Annotated in this window: 10 protein-coding genes; 4 read left to right on the top strand and 6 right to left on the bottom strand. The window is 36.8% G+C overall.

Going from position 1 to position 12,748, the window contains the following annotated elements; genetic code table 11:
• Positions 1 to 27: 27 nt before the first annotated feature.
• From GXZ93_07265 to GXZ93_07250, 4 genes are all read right to left on the bottom strand, one after another.
• Positions 28 to 489: a PaaI family thioesterase gene (locus GXZ93_07265; protein ID HHT79572.1), complete on the bottom strand. Its 462-nt coding sequence runs from the start codon at positions 487 to 489 to the stop codon at positions 28 to 30.
• A 247-nt stretch (positions 490 to 736) separates the two neighbouring features.
• Positions 737 to 1,954 (bottom strand): M48 family metallopeptidase, encoded by a 1,218-nt coding sequence (locus GXZ93_07260; GenBank protein HHT79571.1) that lies wholly within the window; start codon positions 1,952 to 1,954, stop codon positions 737 to 739.
• A 563-nt stretch (positions 1,955 to 2,517) separates the two neighbouring features.
• Entirely contained in the window at positions 2,518 to 3,642 is a 1,125-nt protein-coding gene (locus tag GXZ93_07255; protein HHT79570.1) for a DUF2130 domain-containing protein, read from the bottom strand.
• A gap of 147 nt (positions 3,643 to 3,789) precedes the next feature.
• Positions 3,790 to 5,025, bottom strand: a complete 1,236-nt coding sequence (locus tag GXZ93_07250; protein HHT79569.1) for a helix-turn-helix domain-containing protein — start codon at positions 5,023 to 5,025, stop codon at positions 3,790 to 3,792.
• Positions 5,026 to 5,386: 361 nt separating this feature from the next.
• On the opposite strand from GXZ93_07250, the gene GXZ93_07245 reads away from it, so the two are divergent.
• The 4 genes from GXZ93_07245 to GXZ93_07230 all read left to right on the top strand — a co-directional run bounded on the left by GXZ93_07245 (position 5,387) and on the right by GXZ93_07230 (position 10,334).
• Complete coding sequence (locus GXZ93_07245; GenBank protein HHT79568.1) at positions 5,387 to 6,151, top strand: acyl-ACP thioesterase; 765 nt, start codon at positions 5,387 to 5,389, stop codon at positions 6,149 to 6,151.
• 14 nt (positions 6,152 to 6,165) lie between these two features.
• Entirely contained in the window at positions 6,166 to 8,232 is a 2,067-nt protein-coding gene (locus GXZ93_07240) for an ABC-F family ATP-binding cassette domain-containing protein (GenBank protein ID HHT79567.1), read from the top strand.
• Between the two features lie 315 nt (positions 8,233 to 8,547).
• On the top strand, positions 8,548 to 9,843 hold the full coding sequence (locus GXZ93_07235; GenBank protein HHT79566.1) for a diguanylate cyclase: 1,296 nt from the start codon (positions 8,548 to 8,550) through the stop codon (positions 9,841 to 9,843).
• Positions 9,844 to 9,905: 62 nt separating this feature from the next.
• A complete protein-coding gene (locus GXZ93_07230; protein ID HHT79565.1) occupies positions 9,906 to 10,334 on the top strand; it encodes a hypothetical protein in 429 nt (142 codons plus the stop codon).
• A 23-nt stretch (positions 10,335 to 10,357) separates the two neighbouring features.
• Here GXZ93_07230 and GXZ93_07225 read toward each other — a convergent pair whose 3' ends face one another.
• Together GXZ93_07225 and GXZ93_07220 are read right to left on the bottom strand one after the other, a co-directional pair.
• Positions 10,358 to 12,067, bottom strand: coding sequence for a glutamine--tRNA ligase/YqeY domain fusion protein (locus tag GXZ93_07225; protein HHT79564.1), 1,710 nt, complete (start codon positions 12,065 to 12,067; stop codon positions 10,358 to 10,360).
• Positions 12,068 to 12,273: 206 nt separating this feature from the next.
• Positions 12,274 to 12,678, bottom strand: coding sequence for a DUF4332 domain-containing protein (locus GXZ93_07220; protein ID HHT79563.1), 405 nt, complete (start codon positions 12,676 to 12,678; stop codon positions 12,274 to 12,276).
• Positions 12,679 to 12,748: the final 70 nt, after the last annotated feature.

Here is a 12,748-nt window from a genome sequence, read left to right as displayed (position 1 = left end):
CCCTTATTTATCTTAGCTTCTCCTGTATCAGACTTCGGTTGGATCCGATTCCGAAACAACGACTTTCCAGTCATTTTCCTCCCTGTCAAAATCAGCAATCCTGTCAATTGGCAGTTTCATATATAGTCCTTCTGCAGTAGCCGCAATCTCCCCATCAGGATTTACTATTTCCCCTGTACCTTTAAAAAGCCTCTTGTCCACACGACTCAGCCTTCCAAAAACTTTCAGTTCTTCACCCAAAGGAATTGGTTTTCTGTACTTCACTTTAAGTTCAAGAGTAACACCCCATAGCTCATTCTCACTATTTATATTGATTGCTCTGCCGATTGTTTCATCCAGTATAGAAGCTGCTATTCCTCCATGCAGCCTTCCCGGATAACCCTGATGCTCCTCCTCACCCTTAAAAATTGCAACAATCTCATTATTTTCAGTTTCATAGAATTGTGCCTTAAGACCATATCTGTTTTTTAATCCACAGACAAAACACATTTTTGAATTTTCCTGTTTTCCTGTAACTTTTTGCACTTTCTTACTCCGTTCTCCACTGTTTAAAAAATATTATAAAGATCAGAACCGGCTGTAGAAATCTTTTAAATCTCTTAAATCCTTTCGGCTGAATAATAATTATATTACTGATTTTCTTTAACTTCAGAAATAATTCATCAGAAAATATTTAAATACTAATTGGCAGTTTTCAATTAAAGATATGTGACTGTACATTATCAGATCTATCAAGCTATTTCTTACGGGGGGCTAAATTATACGTTCCCTTTATCCTCTCCATAATAGGAGGATGGGTGTAAATAAGAAACTTGAGCACTCCTGAAGGACTGACATATGAAAGATTGGACCGTGCAAGTTTCTGTAGCATTTCTACCTGAGTCCGGGTATCACCCGTAAGGTCTGCTGCTGCTCTGTCCGCCTGCACCTCAAAACGCCTGGATAAAAGATTGCTGACCGGATTTAAAATATAAGCAATCAGACTGAAGGCTACAAAAAGAATCAGCACCAGTCTCACGCTTACCTCCATATTCATACCGCCTTTCATCATGAACATGGTAAAAAATATAATAATCATCCCTGCTATTCCCATAATTATACTCTTTACGACATGCATGTATTTCCAGTGCCCCACCTCATGCGCAATAACCGAAACCACTTCATTTTTTGAATACTTTTCAAGCAGATTATCATAAATAACAATCCTCTTGCTCTTCCCTATTCCGGTAAAATAAGCATTTACCTTATTTGTCTTGCGGCTTGCATCCGCTACCAGAATACTGCCTATTTTTACATCTGCCTTGTCCGCAACACTTAATATTGCCTTCTCCAGCTCCTTATCTGCCAGCGGCTCAAACTTATAAAATAAAGGGTCAATAAGAATCGGAAATATAAAATTTGCAAATACTATAAAAACAATAAAAACCGCAATGGCAACAAGCCACCAGTATTTCGGGACATATATCATCAGTGTATAAACGGCAGTCAGTCCTCCCGTGCTTATTATCATATAAAGCACAGCCTCTTTCAGCGCCTCGCCAAACCAAGCCGAAAGAGTCTGATTTGAAAAACCGTACCTGTGGCTTATAACAAATTCCTGATAGTACTGGAGAGGAAGAAGAAACAGAAAAAGAGCAAAAGTAAAAATAAAAAAAGCAAGGGCGGCAAGTCCGATATTGATTCTTGTACTTATGCAAGAATATTTCCAGAACAGAAATAGAAGAATTCCCATAAAAGACCAGGTAAGAAACCTGTCCAGAACCGAAGCCAGAAGAACAGTCTTGTTATAATCCGCAGCCTTTTCAAGAAAACCGCTGTCAAAATATCTTAAAACTTCCCTGTTGCCGGAAGCCCTGATAAAAAATGCGCAGATAAAAAGAATGACAAGCATTGCCAGAACAACCGCCCCTATAGTTATCAAAAAATTTACCGGCCATCTGAAACTGCTTATCATTGTCTTCTTGTTCGTCACCTCGACTAACTTTAGTATATTATTACTGAATTTTTAATCTGATAAAAAATATTCCGGTTTTGCTCTTCTTAATAATTCTTCCGGATATACTATATTTAAGAACTTTCTTCCGGATACATTTCTCATACATACTCTTCGGACTTTGTTTTTCTGACTATACTATAATTTTTGCAATAAAAAAACCATCAAAAAAGGACTTTCCGATATTCCAGCGTGAGCCTGAAAATCCTCATGAACAGCAAAGCAATCGCAATCATGGATCTAAACGGCAATAAACAGCAACAGGCTTGGCTACATCCCCCCGCTCTGAAAACAATGTAATTTCCAATCTTATGGATGCCGACAAAAACATATACGGTATGATAGCCGACAAGAAATACAACGGAAAGTATATTAAAAATATTTGAAACTATGCATTCACCTATATGCTCTATAAGGGCAGGCCTGTTGTGTGAGAAATTTCTTTTTCAATTGTATTTTTCTTTAATAAGCTCAGCAAGTTTTTAATTCTTCCATGGTAATCTCCACTTTATTTTTGCTTTTACTTATTCTTCTTTCTCCCCATCTGCTATCTCCCCTTCAAGTTCCAGTGCTTCAATCTTTGGCAGGGTATTTCCTATAATTCCTTCCAGATCCCCATACATTCCGGCAGTATTTTTAAGCACCCTTTTTAGCTGGGTCTCTCTTTTATCCCATAGTTTCTGGACAGCAACTTTCTCTTTGTCCAGATCAAATTTCATGCTGCTGAAAGCCTCAATTATAGCCTCAACTTTGTATTTGAAGGCAGGACTAGAGAGATAATTATAGACTGCCTCCATTTTTTCATCTTTGCCTTCTTGGGATACAAGGGCATTGGAAACATTTATAAGATTGCTTCTAAGTATTTCGGCTATTTCTATCGATATGGGGTAATTGCATACCCATATTCCATTTATGTTTCCGCAGGTCTTTATTGTGGACGGAAGAGCCCTGGACACTATTATGGCTATCTCGGCTTTCTTTTCGCGCTGGTCTTCTTTTAACTTGTCTATCCATTTATCTGACCAGTTCTTTGTATTCTTGACTTCCCAGATTATTGTGCCGCAGCATGTGGAAAAATTATTTACGGTCTGTATGATGTCGGCCCCTTCCACACCTTTGGGAACTTCAACTATTTCATCATAAGGGAAGCGAATCTGAAGCTGGGACTGCAGGTCAAGCTCCATTACTTCTCCCTGAAGCTGCATTGAGCCCTGCTCAGCTTTTCGCTTAAGCTCGTCTATCTGCTTCATAAGGTCATCGATTTTCTTGTCCTTTTCAAGAGTCTTTGTCTTCTGCTCTTCAGCTATCTTTTCACGGGCAGCATCAACCTGCCTTTCAATCTCAAGTTCCATTTCCTTTCCTTTTTTTTCTATCTCTCGGACTCTCTTGCGGAGAGCTTTTTCGTTTTCAGTAAATTCGGAAAGCTTTTCTTCTTTTTCCTGAATCTGTTCACGGAGTTCAGTCATGGAGTCGGAATATGACCGGGCAAGTTCTTTTTCCAGGCTATCCCTTATTTTTTTCTTTTCTTCCTGGATATTAAACTTGTATTTTTTCTCCAGCTCTTCTTTTAGCTGGCTGACTATTGCCTCGGATAACTCAAATTCGTGGCTACAGTTGGGACAGGTTATTTTGGTATCGTTTCCTGGCATTTTAAGCTGCCTCCTATTGTATCAATTCTTCTAATTTTTATTGTTTTTTAATTCTTTATTATTATGATTCCGGTTATTTTAAGATTTATATTTTAGCCATTCCTTTGACGATAATGTGATTGATAATTGATAGCCTGATTTCCTGCATCATGGATTTTTAAGATAAGCTGCTGCCTCGCTTTCTGTTATTTTTTTATTTGCAAGAGCCCTGTGGACAAGGTTTCTGAATCTGTGATTTTCAACAATCCGGCTTTTCTCGATTGGCTCATATTCATGATATGGGTCTATTCTTTTATCAGTTTCTTCATTTAGTTCTGCGTATTGAAGCTTTGAAATACAGCCTTCTTTAAGGAGCCTTTTTATCATGCATTTTGCTGAAACATTAAAATATTTTTTAAGTATTATTACATTTTCAAATATGAAGTTTTCTATAAAATTGTTTTTGCAGAATGAGGCAAGGGAATTGGAAGGAACAAGAAAAAGGCCTGCAAATTCATCGGCTATGTCTTCTTTTATTTTATCTTTATAGATTATATTTAGTCCGGAATCGGCATGAGAGGAGGAAGCAGTGTCAGAGCCGGTGAAGTTTTCTGCTTTATGGTCCGGGCCGGTATCTGAGTCAGGTTCTACCCCGGCTTTATCCTGGCGCATGTAGTCTTTTTTATGGAATATAAGGTGGGCAAGTTCATGTGCAGCAGTAAAGAATCGGCGCTCAATGGTACATTTGGAATTAAGATATATGCAGTACCCGAGCTCATCATTATGGGCAGAAAATCCTGAGATATCCTGATTGTCTTCAGGAAACTGAATTATTTTCACATTATTTCTTTCAAGCTCATAGACAGGATTTGATATGGATGTTGCAGGGCCTATTTCAAATAATCCCCTTATTTTCTGGGCTATAAGTTCTATCTGGGGCTTGTCGAATTTGTTCAGAGCAGAATCTATTTTGAACTGATAGGAAGATATTTCATTTATTCTTTCTATTTCGGCATACTGCCTTATTTTCTGCTCAAATTTGTTTTTCAGGGCAGACGGGATAGGGATGTCTGAGCGAAATACATAGCTTTCAAATAAGGCTTCTTTTGCTTTTATTATGGATGTTAAATCTCTTAAGCCGGATATCAGCTGATCCGGATCATTTGATAGGACATACCCGTAGTCCAAATTCATGTAAAACCGGCTTGCTGTTTTTCCTGTAATCTCTGCTATCTTCAGGAGCTTATCTATATCAATGGGCGTTGAGCCACTCATGTAGTTGCTTAGGGTCTGCCTTGATATGCCAAGCATTTCGGCTGCCTTACTCTGGCTTAAGGCAGACCCTTTTAGCGCCCACTTTATATTCTTTCCAATTCGCCTGTTTAAATCTTTTTCTATTTTCAATTCCAGCTATTAAAGCTTACAAATAATTGTATAGTAAATCATAATGTTCGATATATTTTACATTATTTTAAAGCAATTGTAAAAATTTTTTTACAATTGAGGACGCATGATCTGGTTCCGTCTTTTAATAATGCTTAATAGCAGCCGGAATTTCAATATTTGTTGATATTACTGAAAACGGGTTTCAATAATATTTGTATCTTATTTAAAAATTATAAGGATGCTGAACTTTATTGAATTGGGTTATATATGGGAAATTGTGAGATATTTACAGACAAACCAATAAAACATTTTAAAAAATATATTTTGGTATAAAATAGTTTATCAGTATTTTAATCATAAAAAAGCAGGGGTTTAAAAGATGGATATAGTGCTACCATATAAGAAGAAGTACCGTATAGAGGTAAGCGACGTTGATTTTATGAAAACCTTAAAATTAAGCGTTTTGTTCAATTATTTTCAGGAAACAGCTGAAATGGATGTGGAAAACCGCGGTTTCGGTATTGAGGATTTTAAAAATAATTTTAATTTTGCATGGATACTGACAAGAATAAAAGTGGAAATTTTCAGAAATCCATTTTTTGGAGAAGAGATTTTAATAGAAACATGGCAGCAGGAACAGAGAAAGCTTGATTTTGAGAGAGATTTTCTGGCAAGGGATTCAGCAGGAAATATAATAGCTGCAGCAGTATCAAACTGGGTGGTTATAGATATCTCACAAAGGAAAATTGTTAAGACTGAGCTTATTGGGTACAGCCCCAATACTCCCGGCATCAAGAGAGCTATTGATTGCAGACTGGGTAAATTAAAGGCATTCGGGCAAAAGCTTGAGGTTGTTTACAGGAAAGTCATTGGGTATAGTGATATAGATTTTAACGGACATCTTAATAATTCCCGGTATGTAGACTATGGCATGGATTGTTTTAATGTTGAAGACCACAAAAAATATGAGACAAAAAGCATAGAAATCAATTATATAAATGAGGCATTGCCTGGAGAAACACTGGTTCTTTATAAAGATATGTCTGCCCTTGACTCTAATCTTATTTATATAGAAGGAATTAATGAGAAGAGTGAAAAGGTTGTTTTCAGGTCACAGGTTGAAATAAGAGAAAGAGAGGGCTGAAGAGGAGAGAAATTTTGAATATTGTAACTCTGGAAAATGTTTCTAAGGGATTTTCGGAGAAGAATCTTTTTGAGAATCTTTCAATGGGTATCGACGATTCAGATCGCATAGGTCTGGTAGGAGTCAACGGTATAGGAAAGACAACTTTTTTAAAACTTATAAGCGGACAGATTCTTCCGGATTCAGGAAAGATAACCAGGGGAAATAATCTGCGCATACAGTTTCTTTCCCAGACACCTTCCTTTGATGAAAATATATCCGTAATAGATAATATACTGCAGGGCGATAATCCTGTAATAAGAACTATAAGAGAATATGAAGACGCATCTGATCGGTTTAACAGGAACCCGGATGATGAAAAAATACAGGCAAGACTTATGGAGCTTACATCAAAAATGGATTCCCTTGATGCATGGAATATGGAAGCTCAGGCAAAGACTATTCTTGACAGGCTGGGAATAACAGATGCTAACAGGATTATCTCAGAATTGTCAGGAGGCCAGAGAAAACGGGTGACCCTTGCAGAAGCGCTCATACAACCTGCTGACCTTTTAATACTTGACGAGCCTACAAACCATATTGATCTTGAAACTATAAGCTGGCTTGAAGAATTTTTATCACAGCGAAAAGGCGCTCTCCTGCTTGTCACGCATGACCGATACTTTCTTAACCGTATCGTCAACCGCATTATAGAGATAGACAAAGGAAAGCTATATTCATACGACGGCAATTTTGAATATTTTCTTGAGAAGAAGACTCAGCGTGAAGAATTCCTTGCAGCATCTGAGGAGAAAAGAAGAAGGCTTTATATAAATGAGCTTGCATGGATACGGCGAGGGGCAAAAGCAAGGACTACAAAGCAGAAAGCGCGAATACAGCGTTTTGAAGAGATTAAGAACTCAGAGATTACAATATCAAAAGAGCAGATTGAAATTCCGGTAGCATATACCCGTCTTGGCAGGAAAGCAATAGAAATAAATAATATTTCAAAATATTTTGACGGACAGGCAGTGATAAAAAACCTCAGCATGATAATAAGTCCGGATGACAGGATAGGAATTGTCGGTCCCAATGGTGCCGGTAAAACAACACTGCTCAATCTTATAGCACAGATACTTTCTCCAGACAGCGGGACCATTGGTTTTGGTGAAACGGTCAGGATAGCATATTACCGCCAGGAAAATACAGATCTTGATCCTGCATTAAGAGCTATAGATTATATAAAGGAAACTGCAGAATATGTACAGACAGAAGATGGCAGGACTATTTCGGCTGCCCGCATGCTTGAGCAGTTTCTGTTTGATGATGTGCAGAGATACACCCATATAAAAAATCTTTCAGGTGGAGAAAAAAGAAGGCTTCTTCTTGCAAAAGTACTCATGGAAAAACCTAATGTTCTTCTTCTTGATGAGCCTACAAACGATCTTGACATCCAGACTCTTGAAGTCCTGGAAGAATACTTAAGCTATTTCAGGGGAGCAGTACTTATTTCCTCACATGACAGATATTTTCTTGAAAAAACAACAGACAGACTTATTGCCGTAAAAGGAGACGGTAAAATCGAGTTTTTTACAAGTGTTGAGGCATATGATAAAAGCCTGGCATCCGGCAGGCAGAAGACAGTAAATCAGAAGACGGAAAAACAATTTTCAAAAAGCGGTAATAAAGATAAACCAAAAGAAGCAGCACAGACCGGATGCATGGAAAAATCGCAGCACGTAAAGCTGGACTTTTCGGAGCACTCCGGGAAAACAGAACAATCATCATCACAAACAAAGCAGTCAGAAAAGTCCTTGCAGAAAAACACCGGCAGCCGGAAATCCGGAATTTCTCCAAAACCCAAATTCACCTACAAAGAAACAAGAGAGATTGCAGTAATTGATGAGGAGATTGAAAAACTTGAGAACAGGCTCAGGGAGATAACTTCAGAAATGGAAAACAACTGGTCAGATCACATAAAGATAAAGGAACTGACCGAAAAACATACAAAACTTCAACAGGAGCTCTCCCTGAAAATGCAGAGATGGGTCTATCTTTATGAAAAAGCCGAGCAGATAAAGACATTTAACAATAACAAATAAACCGTAGTCGGACCCCTAAAAAAATAGTCAGACATTAAAAAATAAGACAATCAGGCAATCATCAGACAGGCAGAAAGCAAATCAATAAAAAAATAATTATCCAAAACCCATAAATAAAAGATATCAGTAAATATTATTAAATAATATTTTTTATTGATTTAATCCATATCTTTTTGTAAAATAGCTTTTTTTAAATATGTATTAAGATTTTGAGTCATTTTTATTTTTACTATATTTACCATGCATTAATTATATTTAAGAAAATAATTGATATTATTTTTTAACAGCAAAAAAGAAATACTTTTATCATAGAGAATGAAAAATAAAAAAATAGCAATTCCCGTGTATTCAATAATCGCATTACTGCTTTCAGTGGTATTTTATTTTTTATCACAATATAACTTTCTGCTCTACCATATAATTGTTGAATTCATATCAATATCTATAGGAATTTTCGTATTTGCCATTGCCATAAATACCATCAATATTACTTCCAATGTCTTTATTCTTTTAATAGGGACAACATTTTTTACAAGCGCTATTCTGGATTTGCTGCATACAATTGCATTTAAAGGTATGAATATTCTGCCTGTCAGTGGCACTAATATTGCTTCTCAGCTCTGGATTAGTGCAAGATTTGTGCAGGCAGCAGGTCTCCTTGCAGGAGCATTTATTGTTAACATGATTGTAACAAAAAGGTGCAGGATATTAATTTCCCTGATTTCTTCCGTTTATTTTATACTTTCAGTTGTTTTTATAATGTTTTTAAAGATTTTCCCAACTACTTTTGTGGATGGTCAGGGCCTTACATTATTTAAAAAGATAATGGAATACATAATAATATTTATCCTTTTACTCGCTCTTGTATTCTATTCGGTTAACAGGGAAAAACTTGGGAAAAAAAGTTTTTACTATATAGCAATTTCTATTGGATTTTTTATCGTAAGCGAATTTTTATTTACTTTATATCGGGATGATTATGGAGTATATAATGCAGCAGGCCATTTGGTAAAAATAGGTTCGTATGTTTTCTTTTACATGTTGCTCATAAAAACAAGTCTTATAGAACCACTGGCTTTGCTTGCAGGCAATCTTAGAATTGCAAATGAAAAATTAATGAATATGGCTTCACACGATAGTCTTACCGGACTTTTAAATCATAGTGGTGTTTTCAAAGATCTGCAGAAATATTTTGAGATATCCAAAAGATTTAAAAAAGAGTTCTCGATAATAATGTTTGATATAGATGATTTTAAAAAGATAAATGACATTAAGGGACATCCCGTTGGAAATGAAGCTCTTAAATTTGTTGCAAAAGTGATAAACAAATCAGTAAGAGATCTGGATATTAAGGGCAGGTATGGCGGAGATGAATTCATTATATCCCCTATTGAAGCAAGCAGCGAAGAGTCGCTAAACATTGCTCAGAAAATTCAGCACAATCTTCAGGAAATGCCTCTTCCTGCAAAATCTGCTTTTGAAAGATTCACAATAAGTGTTGGTATATCAAGCATGAAAAATGGCAGAACTTTTAATGAGCTGGTTAAATTGGCTGATAAAGCACTCCTGCAGAGCAAACTGCTTGGCAAAAACAGGATAACAATAATATAATACTGCCATTTAAAACTAAAAGTTATTTAAAATCCCTATCATATATATGCCGGAATGGTTAAATGATTAATAAGTACTGGATCAGGAAATTATTTATATTATGGGAACTGCCTCAGTTGGTTCTCGGGTTGTTTTTTTTGCTTTTTATATCTTTTAAGAAACCCGGAAGCAGGAAATTAAGATATAAGGATGCTGATATTTATTTCGTGGAAGGATTCCCCGGAGGGATTTCGCTTTCAGGCATCATAATTCTGAATAAAATAGAAGCTTTTATCCCTGATTCAAATTCCATTAAAAGCAGACATTCTGTTATACACGAATATGGCCACAGCATACAGTCTCTATGGCTCGGATGGCTCTATCTTCCGCTGGTGGGCCTGCCATCGCTTATCCGCTCAATATTCTGGAGAAAATCCAAAAGAGAAAGCCGGTATTACTATGAAAGATTTCCTGAGCACTGGGCAGATGCTCTTGGAAAGAGGTATATATAAAATATAGGCTCGTATTTTGAAAGCTAACCGGATTTTTTGATTTTTGCCCATTCATCCTTCAGGGTGACAGTTCTGTTAAATATGATTTTTTCCTTTGTGGAATTGATATCTGCACAGAAATATCCGATTCTTTCAAACTGATACACATCTCCCGGCTTTACATTCTGAAGCGATGGTTCAAGTCTGCAATCTTTTAAGATTTTAAGTGAATCCGGACTTAAATTGTCCTTAAAACTGTCTCCTTCTTCCACCTTGTAAGGATTTTCAACTCCAAACAAATGATCATAAAGCCGAACCTCTGCAGGTATTGAGTGTTTCTCGCTTACCCAGTGAAGAGTCGCCTTTACTTTGCGACCGTCAGGAGCATCACCGCCCTTTGTCTGAGGGTCGTAAGTGCAATGCACTTCAATAATATCTCCCTTATCATTTTTTACAACACGTTCACATTTTATGAAGTAGGCATATCTCAGACGTACTTCCCTTCCGGGGGCAAGCCTGTAAAATTTGCCTGGCGGGTTCTCCATGAAATCATCTTTTTCTATATAGATAACTTTGGAAAAATGAATTTTTCTGGTACCTGCACTTTCATCTTCCGGATTATTTATCGCTGTCAGTTCATCTGACAAATCTTCAGGATAATTATCTATTATGACTTTAAGGGGATTAAGAACCGCCATAGCCCTTAAGGCATTTTTATTTAAATTCTCTCTTATAAAATATTCAAGAAACGCAAAATCCACGGTGCTGTCTGCTTTTGCAATCCCTATCTGCGAACAAAAATTCCTTATCGCTTCAGGAGGGTATCCTCTTCTTCGCATACCTGATATTGTCGGCATCCTCGGATCATCCCAGCCACTTACATGTTTTCCCTCAACAAGCTCCAGGAGCATCCTTTTGCTCATTACTGTATATGTAAGATTAAGGCGCGCAAATTCTATCTGCTGCGGGTGGTGGATTTCAAGCTGCTCAATAAACCAGTCATAAAGGGGGCGGTGGTCTTCAAATTCAAGAGTGCATATTGAATGCGTAATACCTTCAATAGAATCCGACTGACCATGTGCCCAGTCATAAGTGGGATAAATGCACCACTTATCTTTTGTCCGGTGATGGCTTCTGTGGAGGATGCGATACATTATGGGATCGCGCATATTAAGATTCGGGGAAGTCATATCTATCTTTGCCCTGAGAACTTTTGCGCCATCCGGATATCTGCCTTCCTGCATCTCTTTGAAAAGTCTTAAGTTTTCATCAATGCTCCGATTTCTGTAAGGGCTTTCCCTGCCCGGTTCCTTGAGCGTTCCTCTGTATTCACGAATCTCATCTGAGCTTAAATCGCAAACATATGCTTTTCCTTTTTTTATAAGAATAATGGCAAATTCATAAAGCTTGTCAAAATAATCTGAAGCATAAAACTCTCTGTCTTCCCAGTCAAGACCAAGCCATTTGATATCTTCCTTTATGGAATCAACATACTCCTGTTCTTCTTTTGTGGGATTGGTATCATCAAATCTTAAATTGCATTTTCCTTCAAATTCACTGGCAAGTCCGAAATTCAGACATATTGCTTTTGCATGCCCGATATGAAGATAACCATTAGGCTCAGGAGGAAATCGTGTGTGAATTCTCTTTGATTTTCCGGCTTTCCCGGTATCATCTCTGTCTGTATTTTCACTGTCAAGATACTGCCTGATTATTTCTCTTATAAAATCTGATTTTTCTTTAATATCATCCATCAATTTACCCACTTAAAAGACTTTTTAAATTTAAAGCTCAAATCCGGCATTGCAGAAATAAAAATCAAAATTATTTGATATAAAAAGCTCCTAATATAAAAATAAGACAATATTTTATTTAATTGTCTGCTTAATGTCAAAATGCGTAAATACAAATCCTGCAAGCGAAGTAATTCTTGCAGGATTTGTAAAAACTAAAAATATTTTTAGTATTCAACTATCCTGTCCAGCTTTTTAGCCTGATTTATCCAGTCTTTTATCATGTCTGCGGTAGGAGGTCTTCGCACAAGTTTTTTCTTTTCATTTACTTCTGTCACTTTTGCAAAAAGATTTTCAGCATTCCTGTTGGCAAGCTCAGCAACAGTATCTACTCCTGCTTCCTCAAGAAGATCTGAATACTCTTCGCCTACACCCTTGATCCTGAACAGATCTGCAAGATTTACCCATTCAAGAATAAGCTTGTGGGCTATTCCGGATTTTTCTTCAATAGCCTTTCTCCCTTTTGCGGTTGCTCCCTCTTTCAGCAGTTTTTCTGTTGTTTTGATGCCTATTGCGGCAAGTTTGGATGCATACTGTGGACCAATTCCTTCAATCTCTGCAATATTAGACATATTCCCTCCTAAAAATTATTATTTTTATTAGATAAATTATATCAAATATTAAGAATAAATTATAATTATT

It is taken from the genome of Actinomycetota bacterium (genome assembly GCA_012837825.1).
In the GTDB taxonomy this organism is placed as follows: Bacteria; Actinomycetota; Humimicrobiia; order Humimicrobiales; family Humimicrobiaceae; genus Humimicrobium.
Note: the sequence above shows the minus strand (reverse complement) of the source record. Positions and strands in the feature narration are given on the sequence as shown.